This window comes from Paenibacillus jiangxiensis (genome assembly GCF_046098255.1).
Lineage (GTDB): Bacteria > Bacillota > Bacilli > Paenibacillales > Paenibacillaceae > Paenibacillus > Paenibacillus jiagnxiensis.
This window is the reverse complement of the sequence record NZ_JBJURI010000008.1, coordinates 139038-161809: the sequence shown is the minus strand read 5'-3', so window position 1 is coordinate 161809 and position 22772 is coordinate 139038. Positions and strand designations below refer to the sequence as shown.

The window sequence follows — 22772 nt, the reverse complement described above, 5'->3', positions numbered from 1 at the left end:
GATGCCCCTGCGTGAAGGTCAAGACTGAATCCCGCTTGGCTCTACAAGCAGCGGCCCACGCTGAACGGGAACCGCGTAAATCATGTACACAGCCCCGCTGATATGGTGGACTGCCGCCAAATAACCGTTCCGCCCGAACCATTCCTGCAGCTCCTGGCAATGTGCATAATATACGGGCATGTCCAAGGAATCGGTCACAGTGCTGGCCGCATCCATCTCCGGCAGCCCTTCACCTGGACTGCCCTCTTCCGCATACATCAAATCCGCGATGCAGATTCGGCCGTGAGGCTTCAGCACCCGCTTCATTTCGGACAGCGCCACCTGCTTCTGCTCCCGGGTGAGATGGCGCAGCGCATAGCTGCTCGCCACAAAGTCGAAGCTTCCATCCATATAAGGGATGGAAAGCAAATTGCCCAGTCTCGCCTCCACCTGCGGAAATTTGCGGCGGCACTGCTTCAGCATTTCCGTGGACTGGTCAATCCCGGCCATGGACGCGCCGGCCTCCGCAAACAAGCCTGCCAGGTTGCCCGTACCGGTGCCGGCATCCAGTCCCCGTTCTCCCGATGCGGGAAGCACGCGTTCCACCATCATCCGCAGCGTCGTCGTATAGGCCGGATGCCGTCCCCCTCTGGTGTCCGTACCGCTGACCAGCTCGTCATGCATGGCGGCGCGGCTGTCGAAATCCCATGCGTCCCGCCAGCCGTCGCGCAGCTGGCGGCGGCGCTTCAGGCCTCCAGCCAACTCGAACAGGTCCTCCCATTCGGGACCGCGTTCTCCCTGGAGCTGCTGGATCATAAAATCAGCCGCTTCCAGATTGCGCTTGCCTTCCATCCAGCGGTCGAACATAGCGGAGCGCTGCTGTTCCAGCGCATAGACCGCCTCCTCACGCAGCCCGCGATCCAACAGCTCCAGCAGCCGCTTTACCTCTCCCACCCCCATGCCGAATTCACGCAGCGTCACAATGATGCGCAGACGCAGCGCATCCCGCTGGCTGAACAGCCGATAGCCGTTCCCCGGGTCCTTGTCAGGGCGGATCATCCCTTTTTCCTCATAAAACCGAATCGCCCGCGCGGATATATTCAGCTGCCGGGCCAGCTCGTTAATTTTCATTTCTTGCATGCTCCGCTCCCCTTTCTGTGTCCATACATTATAAAACATTAACGCAGCGTTAAGGTAAGCACACAAAAAGAGTTTTCCGCACGGAAGTGCATAGCTGCTTTGGCAGGGAGGTAAAATAGCCGGGATCAAGCACGTGCCGCCAGTTTTGCATAGCAATGACAAAAAGAGCGAATATCGGAGGGCTGTTTCCCACCAATACCCGCTCTATTAAAATTACTCTGTTACAACCTTCGCATATTCCCTTGCTGAAGCTTCAAGCTCCTCGTCCGTTACCGTTCTGATGCCATTTAAAATAAAGTATGGCTTGAGCTTGGTGCCAATCAAGTTACTGGTGGCTTCCAAAGGTCTCAAGAGCTCCTCCATTGTATATTTGTTCAAGCCTTCAGGCTGATAGTTTTCCTTCGGGCTGGCTGTGGAAACAGCCAACTGCAGCTCTTTGCCGTGCAGTTTTGTTCCGCCCTCGCCAAAGGCCCAACCATAAGCCAGGACCATATCCTCCCATTTTTTCAAAAGTGGCGGTGTGCTGTACCAATAAAACGGGAATTGGAGAACAATACGGTCATGTTCTTCCAACAGCTGCTGCTCACGCGCCACATCAATCTGTTCGGACGGATATTCCTCATACAGATTATGTACGGTCACGTTTGGCTTGCCTTGAAGCTCTTCGACCCACCGTTTGTTGATACGGGATTGCGCCAAATGGGGATGCGCCACAATAACTAATGTTTTCATTAAAAATCTGCCCTCTTTCGTAGTGATTATTATTCGAATTACATGTAACCATATAAGTTACATGTTGCAATTGTAGTTACATATACGTGTTTAGTCAAGTGGTATAGTTGTTTTTTATTCACCTGTCTCAGCAAACTTCTTGATCCGCTCACCAATTTCATCACGAACTCGCTGGAATACAGCCCATTTCTCTTCTTCCGTTCCCTGGGCTTTGGCGGGATCATCAAATCCCCAATGTTCCCGTTTTACTTGAGGAGGTGTAAGCGGGCACTTATCCGCGGCGTCCCCGCACAAGGTCACTACAAGATCTGCGTTGTTCAGAATTTTCGGGTCAATAATGTCTGAAGTTTGCTGCGAAATATCAATATCTACTTCCTTCATGGCTTTTACCGCGTTTGGGTTGAGGCCATGAGCTTCAATCCCAGCGCTGTATACATTCCAGCTATCCCCCAAGTATTTTTTGGCCCAGCCTTCAGCCATTTGGCTGCGGCAGGAGTTTCCTGTGCATAAAAAGTAAATCGTCTTCTTTGCCATGTAAGATCGTCTCCTTTATTTTGAAATCAAATGATGGATAGCCAGATGTACAACCCTAACAGAGTGATAAACAGCGTTGGAATGGTCAGTACAATTCCCGTTTTAAAGTAGGTCCCCCAAGAAATTTTAACTCCTTTGGAAGAAAGAACATGCAGCCACAGCAAGGTAGCAAGCGATCCAATCGGCGTAATTTTCGGACCAAGATCGGAACCAATGACGTTGGCATATACCAGCCCTTCTTTGATCGTTCCGGCTGCCGTGGTGGCATCAATAGCAAGCGCGTCGATCATTACCGTCGGCATGTTATTCATAATGGACGAGAGAATAGCTGCAATAAAACCCATGCCTATGGTGGCCATAAACAGGCCTTGATCTGCAGCTTTCTGTATGATAACGGCAAGCAAGTCCGTCAGGCCGGCATTACGCAACCCATAGACCACCACATACATACCAATGGAAAAGAACACGATGGCCCACGGGGCCCCTTTGACTACCTCTGCTGTAGGAACAACGGCACTTTTATTAGCCATGAACAAAAAGAAGATAGCTATTACCCCGGCAACAATGGACACAGAAACTCCGAAAAATTCGCTGACAAAATATCCAACCAACAATACAGCCAACACGATCCAGGAAAGACGGAACATCTTCATGTCTTTAATAGCCTCTGCCGGTGCTTTTAAAGTAGTTGCATTGAACTTTTTCGGAATGCTTCGTCTGAAAAATAAATACAGCACCAGAATACTAGCCGCCAGGGAGAATAGATTAGGTATGAACATATGTCCGGCATATTCCATAAAGGTTATGTCAAAGAAATCGGCCGATACGATATTGACCAGATTGCTGACTACAAGTGGCAATGACGTGGTGTCCGCAATGAAACCACTTGCGATAATAAACGGAAATACTTTCTTCTCATCAAACTGCAGTGCCCGTACCATCGCAAGTACAATGGGAGTTAAGATCAGAGCTGCTCCATCATTCGCAAAAAAGGCTGCCACAATCGCCCCCAAAATCGAAACATAAATAAACATCCGGATGCCGTTTCCTCTTGCAGCCCTGGCCATATGTAGAGCAGCCCACTCAAAGAAGCCGATTTTATCCAGGATCAGCGAGATCAAGATAATCGCCACAAAAGCGAGTGTCGCATTCCATACCATCTGTGTGACATCCCAGACATCCTGGAAATCAACTGCACCGATCAGTAAAGCCAAAACAGCTCCGCCGCATGCGGACCAGCCAATAGACAAGTTTTTGGGCTGCCAGATAACAAGCGTTAAGGTGATCAAAAAAATGATACCTGCCAAAAACACCAAAACAACCGTTCCCTCCATTCTCGGTTTAAGATAAGTTCAATCATCCATGTATATGCGCACATGATTATATAACTATTCACTTATATATTCAACAGGAGAAATCCATTACTTGCAGTTGGATGTAACTCCTTCTTTTTGTAAAGCCGCGAGAATTTCTTGTGGCCCAGGCATATTCTGCAAAACCTCTTTAATGTAAGGCTTATCCTCCACGTTCAAAGAATAGTATACCCATTGTCCGCGTTTATCTTCTTTAACGATCCCGTGAGCTTTTAATTTACGAAGATGCTGGCTGACTCCAGGCTGGGAGATGTCCAAAATATCAACAAATTCGCATACACACCATTCCCGTTCCTTCATCAGAGATAACATCGTTAAACGTGTTTTATCAGCCAGCAGCTTTAGTTTTTCAGCAGCATCCAAAATTTGCTCCATATCTGTTCCCCCCATCGATATAAACTTATACTTATATAATAATGAACTGATTCAATATAATCAAAATCTTTTACATAAAATAACAGGCTGTTGTTTTTTTATTCACCTGTCTCGCAAACTTCTTGATCCGCTCACCAATTTCATCCCGGACACGCTGGAATACGGCCCATTTCTCTAAAATTAATGAAGTACCTAAATAAAATGAAGAGACCATAGCTCGTCGCTATGGTCTCTTTCGGCAGTCAGTAAAATTACTAATTACGAAATTCGCCTCACTCACTTCAACTGTCCGTCAACGCCTACCACTGAATCGTTTGATAGCTTCCTCGCTCACCGGCGCGAAGAGGTTAACAAGATTGCCGTCGGGATCGCGAAACAGCACGGCACGGTTCCCCCACGGCATTGTGGTAGGTTCCTTTACCCACTCATCGACAAACGGCTTCAAGCGCTCGTATTCGGCATCGACATCGTGGACGTGGAACTCGATGATGACAGTGTGATTATTGGCCGCCACTGCGGAACCAGCGCCGAACAGTTGCACCGTCTGGGAGTGGCCGATCGCCAGGGTGCACGATGGCATAACGAGTTCGGCAAAGACAGGCGCAGGGCGTTCCGCCGAAACACCCGTGATTTTCTCATAGAACTCGACGAGACGATCCACGTCATCAGTAATGATGCGTACAGAAGCAAAATTCACGAGATACCCTCCTTCCTATAATAAGTGATACAATACTGTATCATATCATTTTGGGCCAAAAATACTCTTCGCATTTACTCCTACTCCTTTACGATTACTTACTCCGACTATACAAAAACGCTACTGACAACAGTATGTCAGTAGCGTTTTATGAAGAAACCATAGGAAAAGAGTGATAGGACTGAACTAACGGGACACGTTAGTTCAATAAAACAGCAGCAGTCTAGGACTTTATTTTCTCGCCCATGACTGCTGCTGTTTTGATACTTAGGTCAGTATAATTTAACTCCAACAATTACCCTGTATACAGAACGAATGTTTGGTTTATAATAAGAATGTATGTTCGCATGAATTGGCTTATTGGAGGATCTACAGCATGACTAAAATAAATGAGCGGACCATCTTTTTGGCAGACTGCCAGAGTTTTTACGCAAGTGTGGAAAAGGCTTCGCACCTGGAGTATAAAAATAAACCGCTTGCTGTGGCGGGCGACCCCGCACGCAGATCAGGAATCATTTTAGCAGCATGTCCCATAGCAAAAAAACACGGCGTGACTACCGCAGAACGTCTTGGCGAGGCGCTCAAGAAGTGCCCTGATCTGGTTATTGTACGTCCCCGCATGAAATATTATATTGATGTTTCGCTGTCCATCACTGAGATATACAGGGAATATACCGATTTGGTGGAGGTTTTCAGCGTAGACGAGCAGTTCCTGGATGTGTCCAAAAGCATGCACATATTCGGCGGCGATCCCATGGCCATGGCCCGGGAGATCCAGCAAGAGGTTATGCTGCAGACCGGGGTATGGGTGCGGATCGGCATCAGCTCCAACAAAATTCTGGCCAAAATTGCAACAGATATCTGGGCCAAGAAGAACGAGAGCGGCCTCTTTACCCTGCCCATGAGCGGGATAAAACCTCTGCTGTGGCCGCAGCCAGTCAACAAAATGTTCGGCGTGGGCTCGCGCATGACGGCTCATTTTGCCCAGCTTGGCATGACCACCATCGGGGATATCGCCAGAACGCCCCTGCCGGAGCTGAAGCGCAAATTCCGCGCCCATTTTGGCAAGCAGTCGGATATTCAGGCCGAAGTCATGTGGAGAACAGCCAACGGCCTGGACGACAGCCCCGTTGCCCCGCATACGTTCAGCACACCGCAGAAGTCGATCGGCCATATGATGACCCTGCCCAAGGACTATCTGGAGCCGCATGAGGTCGAGACCATTCTGCTGGAGCTCACGGAGGAAGTATGCCGGGACACCCGCCGCAAGGGCTATATGGGATCTGTCGTGACCGTCGGCTGCATGTGCAGCCCCTATGAAGCGCCGACCGGATTTTCCCGGCAGATGAAGCTGCCCGATCCGACCAACAATACGAATAAAGTCTACAAAGCCGTCAAGGAGATTTTCTATAAGTTCTGGAACCATATGCCGGTAAGACGCCTGGGCGTCAGCCTGAGCGGTCTGACGGATGCAGAGACGTACCAGCTCTCCTTCTTTGAAGACGAGGAACGGGCCCGTTCCCTGGAAAAAGCCACGGACAGCATCAAGGAGCGTTATGGCAGCGCGGCCATCGTAAGAGCCTCTTCCCTCACCCACGCCGGGCAGGCTCTGGAAAGATCCTTGAAAATCGGGGGACATTATAAGTAGAGCATTTATAAAGTGGTCGCTTTTTATTAACCTCTTTTATAGGAGAGTATACGGCGATACGTCTTTTCATCCTTCAGCTTGCGGAAATGAGACATTGCCGGATAAAGATTGGCTTCAATAATGGAAACACGCCCTTGCCTGTCCGCTGCAACATCCAGGCCATAAATACGGTGTTCAGGGAACAACGCCTCTAATCTTCTGACAGAAAGCAGTGAAACTTTATCTATTTCCGCTTCCAATGCGGCAGCTGGCAAGTTGCTAATCGTTGAACTCTTTATACCCGGATTAAACTTAAGCAGTTTTCCGCTGCTGCGCGTATTGTTGGAAACAATATAGCCTTTGCCCGCAACTTTGATCACCTTTCCCGTCACTGTCCACCTGGATGAATTCTTTTTCCGCTGCACGATCACTCTCAGATCAAAGGGCTGTTTGTGTATCGTTGGCCTGTCAATTCTCTGTTGAACCATATATTGGGCAGATCCGGTTTTACTTTTAATATAACGATAGGTATTCTCTCTACCCTGTATCACTGTTTTCATGCTCTCATAATGTATGGCGTACCTGCCATGCCCCAGATTCGAAACTTGAATGACTCCCCTGCCGCGGCTCCCCCAAACCGGTTTAACCATGACATGCCGGTGTTTTTCCAGAAGGCCCCAAAGCGATTGCCAGCTCATCATCCTGGTTTCCGGCAAATAGGGCGACAAGGCGGTACTCTTTTTCATAAACACATACTTTACCCATTTATTTTTGGCTGCGGTTCCCATGGAACTCCACCTTTCTCAAGTTGAATTCAAAGCCGCCAAATATATTCCTCAAGCAATTCCAAGAAAAGCTCCATATCCTTTGCCGTAATGTCCCCGATGTTGGCAATCCGGAACGTCTTCAGTCCCTCTAATTTGCCGGGATAGATCATCATGCCTTTGCTGTAGAAATAATCGTGCATGGATTGGAAATCAAAAGCTGCGTATGGTTCATGAATGGAGGTAATGATCCTGGAATGGTGCTCTTCGGGTACAATATGGGTTAACCCCAGCCTTTTCAGACCGCTGATCAAAGTTTTCCAGGACGTCGTGTATCTGTCGTAACGTTTGATTATACTTTCCTGCTTTAATTCCTCTATGGCTTGCCGTAGCGCGTATAAAGTTTGTACGGGCGGTGTAAACCGCATTTGCGCATGTTCTGCAAAATATTGATATTGGGCGTACAGATTCAAATAATAATTTCTTGGTTTCCGGCCCTTCAACTTCTCCAGTTTGCTTTTCTCGGCGATGACGAACGAAACCCCGGGCATGCCCTGCAGGTTCTTATTGGAGCTGGAGGCCAGAAAGGAAATGTTCATTTCCTTCATGTCCATCGGAACCGCAGCAAATGAACTCATGGCATCCACCAGCATGTCGATGTGGTACCTTTTGCATAATTCCCCGATTTTCTTCACTTTGTTAAGCAGACCGGTTGTTGTCTCATGATGCACCACCGCAAGATGAGATATCTCTCGGTCGGAAGCTTGGATATATCTCTCCAATTCAGCGATATCAATCGCATCGTCAAAGGGACTTTTGAATTCCAAATAATCGATTCCATAAACCGCGGCGATTTCGCACATCCGTTTACCGTAGGCACCGTTATTGACAATAACCACGGCTTCGCTGCCAGGAACGGAGCTGATCATGGCTTCAACAGCTGCGGTCCCCGATCCGCCAAACAATATGGTCTGATAGTGCTTCGGATCGGCGACCAAATGAGTCAGCTCTGTGGAAATATGCTCCATGACCGCACCAAACTCGGCTTCGCGCGGGCATATATCCGGAACCACCTGTGCCCATTTTACACTGTCTGTAGTGGTTGTCGGCCCGGGAGTAAGCAAGATATTCCTCTTTACGGCAGGATACATAAGCTATTCACTTCCTTGATCTTCACGGATGATGATTTTGGATGAATCCTTGCAAGCGCTCTCTAACCTCGTAAGGTTTTATGGCGGGGCGGGCCAGCTTCTCCCTGGATTGCATGGATATTTTCATATAAAGAAAAGTAAGCCCTTTGGTCTCTTTCCATTCTTGCAAACAAGTCTTCAGCTCCTGAAGATCATGGACGTGAATCGACTTTGTATACCCACAGGAAGCGGCAATGCTTACGAAATCCGTATTATGGGACACTGTGCTCTGCCCGCCTGTAGATTCATGAGCGTTGTTATCGAGCAGAATATGAATCATATTGTCAGGGTTATAATACCCGTTCGTCGCAAGGCTGCCCATACGCATCAACAGGGACCCGTCTCCGTCAATCACAACAATGTTCTTGCGGGGTTGGCTTAATGCAAGCCCAAGTCCGAAAGAGCCCACACATCCCATCGATCCGACCATGTACAGGTTGTTATCTGCATCTTCAATTTCATACAATTCCCGGCCCGTTTTGCCTGTTGTTGCAAGCTGTATCGTATTCCTGTCCTTTAATGAATGAATTACAGACAATGCCTCATACCGGGCAGGCATCTGATTGTCTTTATGGGCATGCCGAATGATCTGGTTGGCATGAACGGAGTTTTGCCGCTTTTGCAAAGGCTCTGTGTCAAAGGTCCCTTTCTTGACAACAAAGAAGAACGGCCGATTCCGGGCAATTTGCTCATGGGCCTGGATCAGCTGCCTTTTGGCCTCCTCCAAATCTCGGGAAAGGTACTGCCACTCCACGTCCATTAACTCCAGAAGCTGTGTTGTGATTCTGCCCATAAGCTCATGTTGAGGCTCGTCGGGGACACCAGGCTCTCCACGCAGGCTGACAAACCCGAGCAGCGGAATACGAAAGGGGTAGATCAGGGAGGTTAACGGAGAGACAGCATTTGTTAGCCCTGAGTTTTGCATAAGGACAACAGACTTCTGTCCTCCGATAGAAGCAGCGGCAGCGATGGCAACGGCATCCCCTTCGTTAGCTGCGGCCACGTAATCGGTTTCGTTGATGGCATAATTGATTAAATTTTTGAGATATGAGCACGGCACACCGCTGAAAAAGGTAAATCCTGATTTGCGGAGCTCTTCTCCAAACAGCCTGGTATCCATTATATCTCCTCACTATTCGAATCGGATCCCGATGACGGGAGATATTGCCGTTCCGCAGCTTCCAGCTCTTCTGCCCCTTGCAGCCTGAACACCTCTTCCAATGCCGCCACTTCCTCTTCGACTTGCACAAGGCTCTCCGCCTGATAAATTGTGCGGGATACTTGTTTCATGGCTTCAATGGATGAGCGCAGATTTTGGTTTGCCCAAATCACAAGGCTGATCCCAAGCTCCCGAAACCTGGCGGTTGGGGTTAAATAATACTTCGTGGGTACGATGACTACGGGCAATCTTCCTGCCCATTCCTTCATAAATGCCTCAATCTCCATAATATCCGGCCGTTTGCTGTGAATGAGCACCGCATCGGCGCCTGCCTTCCGGTATGCTTCCGCCCGCCGCAGCGCCTCGCCAAGTCCTCTGCCGGTGATAAATGCCTCTACTCTGGCTACGACTACAAAATCTTTATCCGTTTGCGTATCCTTCATCGCCATGATTTTACCGCAAAATTCTTCGATATCAGCCAACGGCTGTAATTGGCCGTTTATGAAAGAGTTCATTTTGGGAAATTGCTTATCCTCAATACAGACCCCCGCAATCCCCCGCTGCTCCAGCTTTTTCACCAGACGTCTTGCATTATTGAAATTGCCGTACCCCGTGTCCCCATCCAGTAAAATCGGAATAGACGTCGCGTCACTCATGAACTCCAGAACTTCCAGCACCTGAGTCCAGGAGGCTTCGTTATTATCCCTTACCCCCATCGCTGCAGAGATGGATAACCCGCTTGCCCAAATTCCTTTAAAGCCTGCCTCTTCAACAATTTTGGCGGACAGTCCATTGTGGGCCTCCATAACAAACTCCAATTTGCCGGAGTCGATCAAGTTTCTAAGCTGCTTCGTTTTTTTCATTGGAGCCGTTCTCCTTCCCGTTAAAATATCATGGAGCTGTTTTCCCAAGGCTGCGCTTGTTCGCCAGAATGGTTCTGATCATGGTGCGGTCAGACAGCTGGGTGAACAGCATGTGGCCTGGACGTGAATTCGCTTCAATGATCCAAATGCGGCCGTTCACGTCTATAGCCAGATCAACGCCCAGCTCATGAATCGGATGCCATTTATTAATCGTTTTGGCAATGACGATGGATAGTTTTTCAATTTTGCGATAACAGTTATCCACTTTGGCTGAGTTATTGTGAAAAATGCTTAAGAGAACTTCCCGCAAAGGTGCCGCATGTCCCCCTTTATGATAATTGGTTACAAACTTAAGAGGTGCGGCAACACGGGCCGCCATGCCCGAAATCATCCACCTGCGCTTTGGCTTTTGCAGATATACACGGATGTCGAAGATCATCCCATGATACTTGGCTAATCGGAGATCTTTTTGCACCAAATACCGGTCATTTGATTTCCGGTATGAATGAATCGCTTTTAAGACGGAAGATGCTCCTACAAGCTTCATGCTTGGGCCGCAACGTACCTCATATCCATCTTTCAATCTCTTGACACGTATAATTCCGCTGCCACCACTCCCTTGATTGGGTTTTATGAAGATGGATGAATAAGTTTTCAGCATCCCCAAGGCCCTTGCATTCGTCATCCAGTGAGTTTCAGGCAAATGTGGACGCAAGTCAGGGATCTGCAGCATTTCCCGGTATTTCTTCATTTTCCCAATAGCCATTCATATCCTCTTCCCTTGTTAGTTTTGAGTATATTAAAGAGCATATGTATCAACCCTCATTACTGTATAGACTAACTTCCATTACTGGTTGCGCCTTTTTACAATTGATTTGATTTATTTGTTGGAAATTTTACACTTCAGAATTTCTTTAGATTTATCCCCGCAAATCCCTCAGATTTTTTCGTTACTATGTTTATACTGAAAACAAATGAGGGGGAAAGACAGTTGAACATCAATGAATATTTGCTTTTTTTGCGAGGCTTTCTCAATAATCCAAAACGAGTGGGAAGTGTTCTGCCCAGTTCACGATTTTTAGCGGCCAAAATGGTTCAATCCGTACCATGGAATGAGGTCAAGGCCGTCGCAGAGCTCGGGTCAGGTACAGGTGCCATTACACGTTTCATCAAGACACAGACAACCGGATCAACGAAAGTGTTATTGTTTGAAATGGATAAGAAAATGAGAAATAATTTGAGGGCAGAATATCCGGACTTTGCATGCCATTCAAACGCTTGCCACCTGGATAAAAAAATGAATCAGGAAGGCATCGATCAGCTTGACTGCATTATTAGCGGGTTGCCATTTTTTAATTTCACGAGTGAAATGCGGGAAACTTTACTTCATCAGATCATTAAGGCACTTAAGCCAGAAGGAATTTTTGTCGCCTATCAGTACTCTCTTCAAATGAAGAAACAATTTGCCGAAGAACTAATCATTGAAAAAATCGAGTTTGTGCCCTTCAATTTCCCTCCAGCTTTCGTTTATATCTGTCGCAAAAAGGGAAATGCTTCAAATTAAAAAACAGAAAAGGAGCAGCATGAAATGAATACAGTACTTGTCGTAGATGACGATCCGGAAATTCGCGATGTCATTCACGTATATTTGCGTAATGAAGGCTACCATGTCATCGAAGCTGCAGATGGTCTGGAAGCGCTGGATATCATAAAAACAACTTCTGTCCAGCTGGTCATCCTGGATGTCATGATGCCACAAATGGATGGTATTCAGGCATGCATTAAAATAAGGGAAATATCGAGTACACCCATAATCATGCTATCGGCCAAAGAAGAAGATATTGATAAAATCACAGGTCTTACGACCGGAGCGGACGATTACATGATAAAACCCTTTAATCCGTTAGAATTGCTCGCTCGAGTAAAAGCTCAACTGCGGCGGCAATCATTAATAGGAAAAGAAAAATTGAATTCTCTGCTCCTCATCAAAGATCTTGTTATCGATAAAGCTAAACATTCCGTTACATTGAGAGGAAATAACATTTCACTGACCCCTCTTGAGTTTTCAATTCTGGAGCTGCTTGCAAGCCATCCCGGGCAAGTATTCAGCTCCGAGAAAATTTACGAAAGCGTGTGGAAAGAGCCGTACGGATATTCAGATAATACAGTCATGGTCCATATTCGTAATTTGCGGGAAAAAATAGAGGAATCTCCAAGAGAGCCAAAATATATTAAAACCGTTTGGGGAGTTGGCTATAAAATTGAATGAACATGTGCAAGAGCCAAAAAGAAAAAAAAAGATCCAGGTCAACATTTTAATCAGAATGGTGCTAAGTTTAATTATTGCTATTGCTATAAATGATTGTCTCATTTTTCTTTTCTCAAAAGTTGGTAATACAATGGAATGGCAATGGTTTCTCAATTTCTTCCCTTATCTTCTTACTCCCTTGTTTATTGTTATTTTTATATTTACTTTTTTTGTTTTGACACGACGAATCGTTAAAGACTTAATCACATTGGAACATGGGCTGCAAATCATTTCTGAAGGGGATTTAAAATACCGGGTGAATGTGAAGCGAAAGGACGAACTCGGGAGGGTCGCGTATAATATCAATTTGATGGCGGAACGTTTACAGCAGCAGATTGAAAAGGAACGTGAACTGGAAAACTCCAAGATGGAAATGATCACAGGCATTTCGCACGACCTGCGTACGCCACTTACAAGTATTATCGGTTATCTGGAGCTTTTAAGAACAAATTCATTCCAAAATCAAGAGGAATATACGCGATTTGTACAAAACACCTATAACAAAGCTGTTCATTTAAAAAAATTGCTTGATGATCTGTTCGAATATACCCGCCTCACTTCGGTCGAAACCCGCTTGGACCTAAAGAAAATCGATGTATTTCAGCTTCTCGATCAATTGCTTTTTGAATTTGAACCGATCGCCCAAGAAAACGGTATTCATATTGTGAAAGAGATTGGGGACTCTCCAGTTATAGCCCTCATGGACAGTGGAAAAATTGCCAGAGCGATCGATAATCTGCTGATGAACGCCCTTAAGTACTCTGTAAAACCGGGAACCGTTCGTATTTTAATGAAATCGAGTCATGAGCAAATTCATATTGAGATCGAAAATAAAGGCAATCCTATAACACAAGAACAAGAACATAAACTCTTCGAGCGTTTTTATAAAGTTGACCATTCACGCAGCAGCGAAGGCATTCAAACAGGAGCCGGATTAGGCCTCTCTATCGCCAGAAACATTATTGAACTGCATGGGGGAACCTTAACCCTCAATCATAAAAAAAACATATTTGAATTCACTCTTACTTTGCCTTTCGAAAAATCTCTGGTGGATCATCGCGGGTCAGAAGGAGCGCCCCTTGAGTAAATGTATTAGTTGAGGAGCAGTTGCACATTTAACTGCTCCTTGGTTCGTGTAAATAGATTATACATGAGCGAGAATGTTGATAAGCTTGGCGTGTTCATTTTTTAATTTACCATTTTCCAAACAGCAGCTATATTTGAAGCAGTACTCTCTACATAATCCCCCGCATGCTTAAAGGCATCTTCCAACGTGGTCACCCCGGGGACAATACTGAATATGGCATCAATTCCATGTTGATAAACAACATGACTGTCCTTCGATACATTTCCGGCAATTGCTATAACAGGGACTCCATATTTTTTAGCAGTTTTAGCAACACCCACCGGAGTCTTGCCAAAGATGGTTTGTCCGTCAATCCTGCCTTCTCCAGTGATCACCAAATCTGCGTCCGCTACGATCTGAGACAGACCGGTTGCTTCTATCACAATCTCAACGCCGCGCTTTAATTCCGAAGGCAAAAAGGCCAGCAATCCTCCCCCAAGGCCGCCTGCAGCACCGGCGCCGGGTACATCATTTATTGTTTTTCCTAGATCCTGTTCAATAATCGCTGCGAAATGGCCAAGATTGTGATCCAAGTGTAATACCATTTCCGGCGTAGCTCCTTTTTGTGGTCCAAAGATCGCGGATGCACCCTTTTCCCCGGTAAGCGGATTATCCACATCACATGCTACCTCGATTTTAATATTTGCCAGACGCGGGTCTATTCCAGAGAGATTGATGGAGGCTAAATTGTGTAAAGCCCCGCCTCCTTCTCCGATTTCCTTTCCATGCTCATCCAGCAGAAGTGCTCCAAGAGCTTTAGCCATTCCTGCACCGCCGTCATTTGTTGCGCTCCCGCCTATACCGATAATGATATGGTTGACACCGTAGTCAAGCGCGGCAGCAATTAATTCACCAGTCCCTCTGGTCGTTGTCACGAGCGGATTTCGTTTCTCAGCTGGCACCAGATGTAGACCTGAGGCGGCAGCCATCTCAATGACGGCCGTTGTTTTGTTACCAAGTATTCCAAAGAAAGCAGCTACCGGCTCACCCAGCGGCCCCGTTACGGTCTTCGAAATCATTTCACCACCGGTTGCGTCCACTAGAGACTGGACCGTGCCTTCTCCTCCGTCGGCCATGGGCACTTTGACATATTCAGCACCGGGCATGACCCGTTTGAAGCCTTTTTCGATAGCCTCAGCCACCTCTAACGCCGATAAGCTTTCTTTAAATGAGTCTGGTGCAATGACAATCTTCATCTTTTCCCTCTCCTTGGTTGTTCTATATCCATTGTAAGCGTTCCCCTCACGTAATACATTGTTCAGTACACCAAAAAAAGACTTGGAGCGACCAAGCCTTTTTTGTGTATTTGCACAAAACTATTGAATTTGATGCTGCAAAATAGAAAGATAAAGCTCAAGTAGATCCTTAACTTTACGGGGGTCCTTGTTTGTCAATTTAGCAATCCGATCTAGCCGGTAGCGAAGCGTATTGCGGTGAATAAAGAGTCTTTCAGCCACTTTATTGACATCTCCATTCTCCTCCACGTATACCGCCAATGTGTCCAATAATTCCCCTTTTTTATCATGCTGTTTTAATTGTTGGAAGTATGGACCGATCTCCTCACCCATTCCAAGCTGATTGGCGCGGGCCAGGAAAACAGGCAGTTTATATTCCTCAAAACAAAACACAGTTTTATGAGGATCGAGCTTCTTCCCCACTTTCAAAGTATAGACTGCCTCCCTGTAAGACTTGGAGAGTCCTTCGACAGATGGATGATAGCTGCCGATGGCAATTTTACATGGCAACCGTTGATATTTTTCCAATTCAGCAGCCCATTTTTGCATTTGGTGTAAAGTTCTTGAACAATCCCATTCCGTTGCCGACAGAACCGCTTTTTTTAATACAACGATATGATCAGGATGCATCACATACAAATCGTCTTTTTCCATTTTATCGTGAATCCATTTATAGCCACCCGATTGGCTTTCAACCGTTAGGATGATAGCAACCCGTGGCACTTCTAAGTTAATTCCGAGCCGCTTCACCCTTTCAAAATACAATGAATTTAAATTATCCGCTCCGTGCAGCAGCTGGCTGGTCAATTCTTCTTTCAAACGTTCATCCCACTGCATTTCCTCCATGAGAACCGCTTGCTGAAGAATCATTTCTGCCGCCATTTTGACCAATTCTCCGTAATTCCGGATCTCCTCAGGCTCCCCTGTAATCCCAATAACCCCCACGACTTCATCATGGAAGTTAATCGGTAAATTAATTCCGGCTTTAACCCCCTGAAGCTTTGCCGCTTCGAATTCATTAATTTCAAAACCAGATCGGGTCTCAATTACTCTTACTGCTCCTTCATGATTAGAATGAATCCTTTTTTGATCCCCAGAACCGATAATGACCCCTTTCTCATTCATGACATTAATATTTCGGTTTATAATTTTCATGGTTCGGTTCACGATTTCCTGAGCCAGGGATTGATTTAGAAATCTCATATCATTCCTCTTTTCCAAAGAACTCAGTCCGCTAAAAAAGCCTCATCTTTAGAAATCCGCACCATCTCGTCTGCAAAGTATTTTTTGAAATATTTGGCGACCCTGATGTGGATATCCTCCCGGTACCAGTCTTGAAAATCCTGCTCCGCAAATAATTGCGGCATCCCTAATCTCTTCGAACGTTTCCCCATGGCTCCATCGCCAATATTCAGCGTGTCGATCCATATGTGATCGGCCGCACCCTTTAGTGCTTTCGGAAATTCCGGCGTAAATGGCAGTACAGGGGAAAGCGACGCCTGGGTAGTGATGCCTTGTTCATGGAGCTCTCGCAGGGCTTTGATCCGCAAGCGGATTCCAGGCGCATAAGGGGCGAAAATACGTTTTACATCTTCACGATCCGTTTCGACGGTCATAGATACGAGCAGCCTGCATTTGCTTTTCAGTTGGGTCAGCAGGTCCAGATCTCGTGTAATCAGCGGACTTCTTGTCTGAATTTGCAGCATATCCGGCGGGTAGTTCAGCATTTCTTGCAGGATGGCGCGTGTAATTTCCGTTTTCCGTTCAATTGGCTGATAGGGGTCTGTTGCCGAAGACATAAATATATGAACAGCCTTATTTTGTTTGCGCAGCTTCCCTATTTCCTTCCGATAATTATCGGCCGCGTTGACTTTGATATCCAACCATTCCCCCCAGGGAATCTCCTTGAACCGCTGAATGGGCATTTCCCGCACGTAACAATATTTGCAAGAAAATGCGCAGCCACTGTACGGATTAAGAGAGTGTGTAAATCCAACATCCAGGTAACCCTTTGCTTCTGTAAGAATTTTTTTGGCAAGAATCTCAGTTGCTTCGATTTGCATATACATCACCCTTCATATGAAGGTTCACCGTTTAACCTGCATTTGCAGAAATTTTATAGCATTCTCACTATGGAAGCAAATTGTTCTTTTCCTAATGGATCAACTAAATACATATTGAACTAAAAACATATAAGCGATAGTGCCGCTTGCAATGGATAAAAACATATTTTTCTTCCATATATGGAGAAACACAACTATGGCAATTGAAATGAATTCGGGTAAGCCGTGATTGCCGGATAAAAATTGGGCATCTTTGATACTATATACAACCAGCAAACCCAGCGCCGCTGAAGGCAGCACCTGACCGAGATACTGCACATAACGCGGAGTGGGCCGGCCCGGGGGAAAAATAAGAAATGGAAGAAATCTGGTCAGCATCGTTCCCAAAACGACCATTGCAATCGTGATCATTTGTTCGAATAACGTCATTGACATGCACTTTCACCTGTTTTCTTCTCAAGCTGCTTCCTCATCAAAGTAAGCGCGATAAGTATAATGATCATGGAAGGGATAATAAAGCTGCCGCTGCCAAACATAAAAAGACACACAACCGCTATTCCCAGCCCCATTAATGCGCTGTGATGTGCTGTCTCTTTCATCCACTGCTCAACAAAAATAACAACAAACAGAGCAGTCATCACAAACTCAAGCCCTTCCATATTGATCCGCACCAGCGACCCGAACAGCCCGCCAAGGGTCGCCCCGATCACCCAATAGATGTGGTTTAGCAGGGTCACGAAGAACATATACCAGCCCTTGTTCACCCCTTGCGGGATATTGGCTGTGTAATTGATGGAGAAGGATTCGTCGCACATGCCAAAAATCAGATATATCTTTTTAAGCCCAGTCCCTTTGTACTTTTCCAGCATGGATATTCCATAGAACAAATGACGCGCGTTTACCATTAAAGCAAGGAGCAATGCCCCTAACGGATTAAAAGCACCCAGCAGCAAATTGACCGCAACAAATTCCATGGAACCGGCAAAAATAAGCAGGCTCATAAAAAAGGCGTACCCGACACCAAAACCGGATACATTCATCAAAATACCGTAGGCAATGCCCAAAAATAAAAAGCCTGCCAAAATGGGGAGCGTAGCGGGAAAAGCTGTTCGAAATGCCAATTGAAGCTCGTGTTTGTTCATCATGAATGACTTGCATCTCCTTAAAACGTTAACTTGTCCACGTCATTTTAACAGTGCAAATCCATACAATCAATGCTAGAATTGTATGCGGCACGTTCCATCACCATTTCCAAAGATCGAATTTCGAAGGAATGTATTGATTTGGGCTTTGCCGAATCTTTTGAGCAAACCAACAGCATTGTCCCCGAGGCTGCTAAGAAAGTGATGGAGAAAAGCTATCTGGAGCAGCTCTTTAATTTCGATAAGTACACGTATGCAAATTTTATAGAGATTTCGAAATCGCTGCGCATTAAATTAGTCCCCATTCCCGGTGACGAGCATGGCATGTTGCCTCATGAGCTTGAACAGCAGTGCCTGCAATGGGGTGTGCATGGCGTATTTTTGATGCCTTCTTGCAGCAATCCTACTACAGTGATGATTCCGGATTACCGCAAAAAAGAATTGGCTGCTGTCATACGAAAGCATCATTTGATTTTGATTGAAGATGATGTTCATGCCTTTCTGTCAGCCGGCATTATAGATGATTATGGTCAGCCTATGTATCAGCTTCTCCCGGATCAAACCGTTTATATTTGCAGCACCTCCAAATCCATCTGCTCCGGCCTGCGGGTGGCCTATATGGTGTTTGCCGACGCATGGAGTTACAAAGGGGATTGGAGATTTTGAAGGAAAGCTTGTGAAAAAGGCAGCCATATCAGGCCGCCTTCTGACTCATTTGCTTAAAAACCAGTCTCATACTGTTTAGGGACAGCTATATCTTTTCTTAGCATAGCCGCTGCTTCCAGCGCCCAGTAAGGATTTCTCAGCATACCTCTTCCTATCGCTACAAGATCGGCTTCTTCATTGCCAATGACAGCATTAGCCAGTATTGGATCGTCGATCCTACCGACGGCAATTACCGGAACGTCTAATGCCATCTTAATTCCCTTTGCCAGCGGCACTTGGTATGCAGCGTGTGTGCCAGGTCTTCCCGATGATCCAATAGCCCCCTCTCCACCAGAGGATATATCAAAGATGTCTACTCCCGCCATCTTATATTCTTTTGCAAATACAGCACTTTCTTTCAGTCCATAACCGCCTTCGACATATTCCTTGGCTGATATCCGCATCATTAGTGGCATATTTTCAGGCATTTCAGCTTTGGCTGCCTGGATGATCTCCTTACCGAATCTAGTTAGATCTTGTCCATACTCATCGTCTCTCTTATTGGTAAGCGGAGAATGAAACTGGTGAATTAAATAACCATGAGCACCATGAATTTCAATGGTATCAAAACCCGCTTTGATCGCACGTCTTACCGCGTTCCGGAATTTCTCCACCATTTCTTTAACTTCAGATGTAGAGAGAGCTCTTGGCATTTTGGAATTCTCATCAAAAGGAATTGCAGATGGAGCAACAGGCACTTCAGCATCTTCAGCCTTACGCCCTGCGTGGGCAATTTGAATACCTACCTTTGCACCGTAGCTGTGGCAGGCGTCCACGATTCTTTTTAAAGCTGGAATCTGATCATCAGACCATAACCCCAGGTCATAATCCGTTATCCGACCGTCAGGTTCCACATCTGTCATTTCGACCATAATCAATCCGGCTCCGCCGATAGCCCGGCTTATATAATGCACGTAATGCCATTCCGTCGCAATTCCGTCTTTTTTATCAACCGAATACTGACACATCGGCGGCATCATAATTCTGTTTTTCAGTTCCAATCCTTTTATTTTGTAAGGGCTAAACAAATCCATCATAAAAAATAAACTCCTTTTATAATTTTATATGCATGCGCATGCATATAATTTAACATGACGATCTGTAGCTGTCAACTTAATGGTTCGCAGCTTTTGGGTATGAAAAAATAGCCCGGAGAAATTTTCCGGGCCTTGGTCAAAATTTTCAGCAAATTATCGTTTACTCACTTAGATAATTTCTAAGATTTCTCTAACTCAAATTTTTCGATCAATAATTTTAGCTCACGGCGAAGGCCATCGTTGAGAAAAGCCCCTTGCAAAATTTCATTATAGGTAGCCATAGCTTTTCTTAACTTCTCTTCACCATATTCCGTCATGCGAGTGTACACCCCTCTACGGTCGTCTTCACAAACATACCTTTCCAAGGCTCCGCAGTTTTTGGCCTCCATTCTAGCGACTAGCCTTGAAATGGCACTCTGGCTTAAACCGACCATTTCTTGCAGTTGCTGCAGCCGCAGCTTTTTTTCGCTTGTCTGAGAAAGGAAATAGAGCACGTAAAATTCTTTTAAGGATAAACTGCATTGTTCTTGCAAAGCGCTATCCAGTTTGTTGTTAATTCTCTCTTGTAAGTTGGTAAGAGTTAACCAGTTATCTAAAAGCATGTTGTTATTGGCGTTTGTTTGCATTTGCTCCACCTGTCTGTTTTATAGCGATCACATTAGATCCTTTGGGATCTTTTTTTTGAATATAATTATAACGCATTGCAGGACCAGTTGCATTCAAGTCCTTTCATTGGCAGCGCAGCGTTATATGCCTCTTCCCTCGCTAAGTTGGCCAAGCCAGATTAACCGTCTGCTTCACCGGCCACTGAGAGCAGCTTCATTGCCGCGTAAATGCGACTGTCAATCCATATAGGGAGGGACCTGCAAAAAGACAGCCAAACAGGATTGCCCGGGTATATGGTATAATTTTCAAAAAGGGAAAGAGGCGGTGTATGAGAGAATCGATCAGGAACTATGATGATATCTTAAACATGCTGGATGTCTTGTTGAAAGAAAAATCACGTTTCAATTGGGACAGCTTTTACTCCAACCGGGAGATGGGAGTTCCTTTCTTTGTAAACAAGCCGGATGAAAATGCAGTCGAGTATTTTGAGAAGGGTTATTTCAAACCTGGTAAAGTGCTGGACTTGGGCTGTGGCCAGGCCGCAATGCCATATATTTTGCCGAACAGGGCTGTATGGTGCATGCTGTGGATTTATCACAGGAGGCCATTACCTGGGCAAAGCAGCGTGCAGAGGAAAAGAACGTATCCGTTCATTTTATAAATCAGAACATTTTTGAGCTCGAATTGGAAGAAGGAGCTTATGACATTGTTTACGATTCAGGCTGCTTCCACTATATTGCCCCGCACCGGAGAATGACGTATTTAAATCTATTGAACAAAGCGCTCAAACCGGATGGTTTCTTTGCCATGACTTGTTTTAAAGCAGGCGGCAAGCTTGGGGGTGCGGATATGTCAGACTGGGAAGTTTACAGACTGATGAGCCTCAAAGGCGGTTTAGGATTCACGGAGGAAAAATTAAAAGAGATTTTCAGCGAATTTCAGATCATGGAGATTAGGGAGATGCGAGATATGGGGCCTTCAGCCGAGACGTTTGGCGATTCGGCATTGCTTACCGCTTTGTTTAAAAAATAATGATAATATAGGACGCCCCAAGCCATTTCGGCTCCAAGAGACGTCCTCTTTTTTCATATCTTCTTGATTTATAAATTGATTGATCAATTACTAACATTTACAAAATCCTTACTTTCTCTTCTGCAGTTCACGAATGGTGGCCGCAATCCCGTCCGCGTGGCTGGTAGCGGGAACTTTCCCAATATAACGTTTATATTTCTCTCCGCTCAAGCGCAAAGGCTCCTCCGTTAAGTAAAGCATTTCGACGATCTCCTTCATCACCGGAACAAACGATCCTAGCAGCGATAGTCCTGTTCTGCCGAGCGGGATCACAGGCTTCTTCGTTCCGCTTGCCTGCCGGGCAATGCGCACAATCTCATGTCCTGAAATAATATCCGAGCCGGGAATGTTCCAGTTCTGCCCGTATGCATGATCATGTCCTGCAAGCTCTACAACCATAATTGCCGCATCCGGCAGATACACATATTCACGGGGAACCGTCATGTTGCCGATGAAAAGGGCCATTTTGCCCGCAGCGATGGCTTCGAGTGTACCGCCCAGATAAGACGCCTGATTCGCTGTTGGGCCGTAGTAATCCGGCAAACGAACAATCATGGCTTTCACATTGTTCCAGCGTTTGTTGAAAATCATCTGTTCAAAGGCAAGACGAGTTTTGCCTTTCCTTGTGTGAGGCTGCTTGGGATGATCCTCGGTCACTTTATCCATCTGTCTTCTACCATAGGGATAAATGCCGTCAATTGCAACAACCTTAACACCCAGCCGGTTGGCGGCTTCCATGATGGACTCGCCCAGCGGAATCAGCTTGCTCTCCATTTCATGGTAAGGAACATTGGCGCAATGGAATAAAACATCCGCATCTTTTGCCGCGGCTGCAACATCGTCCGGCCGAAAGGCATTGCCCACAGCGAATGACAGGTTTGCCGGATTCCCCAACTGAGCTGCGAGTTCCTCCAGCTTTTGCCGGGAACGACCAAATGCGATGACAGGTATTCCCCTCTTTGCCAGCTCGGCTGTAATTACGGCTCCTGTTCCGCCTGTTGCACCTACAACGATTGCCTTTTTCATTATTTATCAACCTCTCTTTT

At 46.0% G+C, this 22772-nt stretch carries 23 protein-coding genes and 2 pseudogenes; 6 read left to right on the top strand and 19 right to left on the bottom strand.

All coding sequences use genetic code 11. The features are described 5' to 3' along the window. Nucleotides 1–18: 18 nt before the first annotated feature. The 6 genes from ACI1P2_RS10545 to ACI1P2_RS10520 all read right to left on the bottom strand — a co-directional run bounded on the left by ACI1P2_RS10545 (nt 19) and on the right by ACI1P2_RS10520 (nt 4830). Nucleotides 19–1119 carry a MerR family transcriptional regulator gene (locus ACI1P2_RS10545; protein WP_355319458.1) on the bottom strand — a complete coding sequence of 367 codons (1101 nt, stop codon included), beginning with the start codon at nt 1117–1119 and terminating at the stop codon, nt 19–21. A gap of 213 nt (nt 1120–1332) precedes the next feature. Continuing rightward, the gene (locus ACI1P2_RS10540; RefSeq protein ID WP_355319456.1) at nt 1333–1851 is read right to left on the bottom strand and encodes an NAD(P)H-dependent oxidoreductase; all 519 of its coding nucleotides are present in this window, start codon (nt 1849–1851) and stop codon (nt 1333–1335) included. Between the two features lie 114 nt (nt 1852–1965). Next, the gene (gene arsC, locus ACI1P2_RS10535; protein WP_355319455.1) at nt 1966–2385 is read right to left on the bottom strand and encodes an arsenate reductase (thioredoxin); all 420 of its coding nucleotides are present in this window, start codon (nt 2383–2385) and stop codon (nt 1966–1968) included. Nucleotides 2386–2411: 26 nt separating this feature from the next. Further along, the gene (locus tag ACI1P2_RS10530; RefSeq protein ID WP_355319453.1) at nt 2412–3719 is read right to left on the bottom strand and encodes an arsenic transporter; all 1308 of its coding nucleotides are present in this window, start codon (nt 3717–3719) and stop codon (nt 2412–2414) included. An 87-nt stretch (nt 3720–3806) separates the two neighbouring features. Beyond that, nucleotides 3807–4133 (bottom strand): ArsR/SmtB family transcription factor, encoded by a 327-nt coding sequence (locus ACI1P2_RS10525; protein WP_355319452.1) that lies wholly within the window; start codon nt 4131–4133, stop codon nt 3807–3809. A gap of 292 nt (nt 4134–4425) precedes the next feature. Then, nucleotides 4426–4830, bottom strand: a complete 405-nt coding sequence (locus ACI1P2_RS10520) for a VOC family protein (RefSeq protein ID WP_355319450.1) — start codon at nt 4828–4830, stop codon at nt 4426–4428. Nucleotides 4831–5206: 376 nt separating this feature from the next. Between ACI1P2_RS10520 and ACI1P2_RS10515 the strand changes: the two genes are divergently transcribed. Further along, entirely contained in the window at nt 5207–6478 is a 1272-nt protein-coding gene (locus ACI1P2_RS10515; RefSeq protein ID WP_355319447.1) for a DNA polymerase IV, read from the top strand. 26 nt (nt 6479–6504) lie between these two features. On the opposite strand, the gene ACI1P2_RS10510 is transcribed toward ACI1P2_RS10515, so the two are convergent. The 5 genes from ACI1P2_RS10510 to ACI1P2_RS10490 all read right to left on the bottom strand — a co-directional run bounded on the left by ACI1P2_RS10510 (nt 6505) and on the right by ACI1P2_RS10490 (nt 11199). Beyond that, the gene (locus tag ACI1P2_RS10510; protein WP_355319445.1) at nt 6505–7203 is read right to left on the bottom strand and encodes a YheC/YheD family protein; all 699 of its coding nucleotides are present in this window, start codon (nt 7201–7203) and stop codon (nt 6505–6507) included. 68 nt (nt 7204–7271) lie between these two features. Further along, a complete protein-coding gene (locus tag ACI1P2_RS10505) occupies nt 7272–8372 on the bottom strand; it encodes a 2-aminoethylphosphonate aminotransferase (protein WP_355319443.1) in 1101 nt (366 codons plus the stop codon). A 22-nt stretch (nt 8373–8394) separates the two neighbouring features. Beyond that, the gene (gene aepY, locus ACI1P2_RS10500; protein ID WP_355319441.1) at nt 8395–9531 is read right to left on the bottom strand and encodes a phosphonopyruvate decarboxylase; all 1137 of its coding nucleotides are present in this window, start codon (nt 9529–9531) and stop codon (nt 8395–8397) included. Then, nucleotides 9531–10433: a phosphoenolpyruvate mutase gene (gene aepX, locus ACI1P2_RS10495; RefSeq protein ID WP_355319439.1), complete on the bottom strand. Its 903-nt coding sequence runs from the start codon at nt 10431–10433 to the stop codon at nt 9531–9533. Before aepX ends, aepY begins: the two co-directional genes overlap by 1 nt. 28 nt (nt 10434–10461) lie before the next feature. Then, a complete protein-coding gene (locus ACI1P2_RS10490; protein WP_355319437.1) occupies nt 10462–11199 on the bottom strand; it encodes a YheC/YheD family protein in 738 nt (245 codons plus the stop codon). Nucleotides 11200–11424: 225 nt separating this feature from the next. Here ACI1P2_RS10490 and ACI1P2_RS10485 point away from each other — a divergent pair, with 225 nt between their 5' ends. The 3 genes from ACI1P2_RS10485 to ACI1P2_RS10475 are packed head-to-tail and all read left to right on the top strand — an operon-like array spanning nt 11425 to nt 13828. Continuing rightward, nucleotides 11425–11997: a class I SAM-dependent methyltransferase gene (locus tag ACI1P2_RS10485; protein ID WP_355319435.1), complete on the top strand. Its 573-nt coding sequence runs from the start codon at nt 11425–11427 to the stop codon at nt 11995–11997. A gap of 24 nt (nt 11998–12021) precedes the next feature. Beyond that, nucleotides 12022–12702, top strand: a complete 681-nt coding sequence (locus ACI1P2_RS10480; protein ID WP_355319433.1) for a response regulator transcription factor — start codon at nt 12022–12024, stop codon at nt 12700–12702. Continuing rightward, complete coding sequence (locus tag ACI1P2_RS10475; protein ID WP_355319431.1) at nt 12695–13828, top strand: sensor histidine kinase; 1134 nt, start codon at nt 12695–12697, stop codon at nt 13826–13828. The genes ACI1P2_RS10480 and ACI1P2_RS10475 overlap by 8 nt, the downstream gene beginning before the upstream one ends. 101 nt (nt 13829–13929) lie before the next feature. Here the strand turns inward: ACI1P2_RS10475 and ACI1P2_RS10470 are convergent, their stop codons facing one another. From ACI1P2_RS10470 to azlC, 5 genes are all read right to left on the bottom strand, one after another. Continuing rightward, nucleotides 13930–15063, bottom strand: a complete 1134-nt coding sequence (locus ACI1P2_RS10470; RefSeq protein ID WP_355319429.1) for a glycerate kinase — start codon at nt 15061–15063, stop codon at nt 13930–13932. Between the two features lie 120 nt (nt 15064–15183). Continuing rightward, nucleotides 15184–16305, bottom strand: coding sequence for a sugar diacid recognition domain-containing protein (locus ACI1P2_RS10465; RefSeq protein ID WP_355319427.1), 1122 nt, complete (start codon nt 16303–16305; stop codon nt 15184–15186). Between the two features lie 23 nt (nt 16306–16328). Further along, nucleotides 16329–17165, bottom strand: coding sequence for an SPL family radical SAM protein (locus tag ACI1P2_RS10460; protein ID WP_355319425.1), 837 nt, complete (start codon nt 17163–17165; stop codon nt 16329–16331). A 99-nt stretch (nt 17166–17264) separates the two neighbouring features. Next, nucleotides 17265–17600 carry a branched-chain amino acid transporter permease gene (locus ACI1P2_RS10455; RefSeq protein ID WP_355319423.1) on the bottom strand — a complete coding sequence of 112 codons (336 nt, stop codon included), beginning with the start codon at nt 17598–17600 and terminating at the stop codon, nt 17265–17267. Further along, nucleotides 17591–18310 (bottom strand): azaleucine resistance protein AzlC, encoded by a 720-nt coding sequence (gene azlC, locus ACI1P2_RS10450; RefSeq protein ID WP_355319422.1) that lies wholly within the window; start codon nt 18308–18310, stop codon nt 17591–17593. Before azlC ends, ACI1P2_RS10455 begins: the two co-directional genes overlap by 10 nt. 84 nt (nt 18311–18394) lie before the next feature. Here azlC and ACI1P2_RS10445 point away from each other — a divergent pair. Then, a pseudogene (locus ACI1P2_RS10445) lies at nt 18395–18943 on the top strand (aminotransferase class I/II-fold pyridoxal phosphate-dependent enzyme); the annotation flags it as partial. Nucleotides 18944–19026: 83 nt separating this feature from the next. Here ACI1P2_RS10445 and ACI1P2_RS10440 read toward each other — a convergent pair. Next, nucleotides 19027–20049 carry an NADH:flavin oxidoreductase/NADH oxidase gene (locus tag ACI1P2_RS10440; protein ID WP_355319420.1) on the bottom strand — a complete coding sequence of 341 codons (1023 nt, stop codon included), beginning with the start codon at nt 20047–20049 and terminating at the stop codon, nt 19027–19029. Between the two features lie 179 nt (nt 20050–20228). Then, entirely contained in the window at nt 20229–20675 is a 447-nt protein-coding gene (locus ACI1P2_RS10435) for a MarR family winged helix-turn-helix transcriptional regulator (RefSeq protein ID WP_355319418.1), read from the bottom strand. A gap of 308 nt (nt 20676–20983) precedes the next feature. Here ACI1P2_RS10435 and ACI1P2_RS10430 point away from each other — a divergent pair. Beyond that, a pseudogene (locus tag ACI1P2_RS10430) lies at nt 20984–21687 on the top strand (class I SAM-dependent methyltransferase). A 108-nt stretch (nt 21688–21795) separates the two neighbouring features. Here ACI1P2_RS10430 and ACI1P2_RS10425 read toward each other — a convergent pair. Beyond that, nucleotides 21796–22752, bottom strand: coding sequence for an SDR family NAD(P)-dependent oxidoreductase (locus tag ACI1P2_RS10425; RefSeq protein ID WP_355319416.1), 957 nt, complete (start codon nt 22750–22752; stop codon nt 21796–21798). Nucleotides 22753–22772: the final 20 nt, after the last annotated feature.

Excerpts from the sequence above, each read along its gene's own strand:
- ACI1P2_RS10440 (WP_355319420.1), bottom strand. The coding sequence starts at position 20,049 with ATGATGGATTTGTTTAGCCCTTACAAAATAAAAGGATTGGAACTGAAA.
- aepY (WP_355319441.1), bottom strand. The coding sequence starts at position 9,531 with ATGGATACCAGGCTGTTTGGAGAAGAGCTCCGCAAATCAGGATTTACC.
- ACI1P2_RS10425 (WP_355319416.1), bottom strand. The coding sequence starts at position 22,752 with ATGAAAAAGGCAATCGTTGTAGGTGCAACAGGCGGAACAGGAGCCGTA.
- ACI1P2_RS10510 (WP_355319445.1), bottom strand. The coding sequence starts at position 7,203 with ATGAAAAAGAGTACCGCCTTGTCGCCCTATTTGCCGGAAACCAGGATG.
- ACI1P2_RS10435 (WP_355319418.1), bottom strand. The coding sequence starts at position 20,675 with ATGCAAACAAACGCCAATAACAACATGCTTTTAGATAACTGGTTAACT.
- ACI1P2_RS10470 (WP_355319429.1), bottom strand. The coding sequence starts at position 15,063 with ATGAAGATTGTCATTGCACCAGACTCATTTAAAGAAAGCTTATCGGCG.
- ACI1P2_RS10530 (WP_355319453.1), bottom strand. The coding sequence starts at position 3,719 with ATGGAGGGAACGGTTGTTTTGGTGTTTTTGGCAGGTATCATTTTTTTG.
- ACI1P2_RS10515 (WP_355319447.1), top strand. The coding sequence starts at position 5,207 with ATGACTAAAATAAATGAGCGGACCATCTTTTTGGCAGACTGCCAGAGT.
- azlC (WP_355319422.1), bottom strand. The coding sequence starts at position 18,310 with ATGATGAACAAACACGAGCTTCAATTGGCATTTCGAACAGCTTTTCCC.
- arsC (WP_355319455.1), bottom strand. The coding sequence starts at position 2,385 with ATGGCAAAGAAGACGATTTACTTTTTATGCACAGGAAACTCCTGCCGC.
- ACI1P2_RS10545 (WP_355319458.1), bottom strand. The coding sequence starts at position 1,119 with ATGCAAGAAATGAAAATTAACGAGCTGGCCCGGCAGCTGAATATATCC.
- ACI1P2_RS10525 (WP_355319452.1), bottom strand. The coding sequence starts at position 4,133 with ATGGAGCAAATTTTGGATGCTGCTGAAAAACTAAAGCTGCTGGCTGAT.
- ACI1P2_RS10540 (WP_355319456.1), bottom strand. The coding sequence starts at position 1,851 with ATGAAAACATTAGTTATTGTGGCGCATCCCCATTTGGCGCAATCCCGT.
- ACI1P2_RS10490 (WP_355319437.1), bottom strand. The coding sequence starts at position 11,199 with ATGGCTATTGGGAAAATGAAGAAATACCGGGAAATGCTGCAGATCCCT.
- ACI1P2_RS10465 (WP_355319427.1), bottom strand. The coding sequence starts at position 16,305 with ATGAGATTTCTAAATCAATCCCTGGCTCAGGAAATCGTGAACCGAACC.
- ACI1P2_RS10460 (WP_355319425.1), bottom strand. The coding sequence starts at position 17,165 with ATGCAAATCGAAGCAACTGAGATTCTTGCCAAAAAAATTCTTACAGAA.
- ACI1P2_RS10505 (WP_355319443.1), bottom strand. The coding sequence starts at position 8,372 with ATGTATCCTGCCGTAAAGAGGAATATCTTGCTTACTCCCGGGCCGACA.
- ACI1P2_RS10455 (WP_355319423.1), bottom strand. The coding sequence starts at position 17,600 with ATGTCAATGACGTTATTCGAACAAATGATCACGATTGCAATGGTCGTT.
- aepX (WP_355319439.1), bottom strand. The coding sequence starts at position 10,433 with ATGAAAAAAACGAAGCAGCTTAGAAACTTGATCGACTCCGGCAAATTG.
- ACI1P2_RS10480 (WP_355319433.1), top strand. The coding sequence starts at position 12,022 with ATGAATACAGTACTTGTCGTAGATGACGATCCGGAAATTCGCGATGTC.